Below are 250 nucleotides of genomic sequence, written 5' to 3' on the forward strand. Positions count from 1 at the left end.
GGACCGTTGCCGGCAGGCAGAGCAACCATGAAGGGTTTTACATGCCCCCGGGCATCCGCCATCTGGGCACCCTGTCCCTGTACCGGGCCGTGGCCTGGTGGGGGCTGTTTCTGGGCCGGGAGTTTACCCGCGATGACGTCAGCGAGGCGTTCAGCATTGAGCCCCGCCGTGCCAGCGGTATCCTCAATTACATCTGTAACCGTCACAATGACGACGACATTTGCTTTGATTCCCGCCTGCACCCCGTGCG

Annotated in this window: 1 protein-coding gene; it reads left to right on the plus strand. The window is 62.4% G+C overall.

Translation table 11 applies throughout. From position 1 onward, the window contains the following. Positions 1 to 250, plus strand: a 250-nt coding sequence (locus tag ACODJP_RS14370; RefSeq protein WP_422482658.1) for a CaiF/GrlA family transcriptional regulator, incomplete at both ends; no start/stop codon positions are given.

This window comes from Pleomorphochaeta sp. DL1XJH-081 (assembly GCF_049310885.1).
Taxonomy (GTDB): domain Bacteria; phylum Spirochaetota; class Spirochaetia; order Sphaerochaetales; family Sphaerochaetaceae; genus CAYZJV01.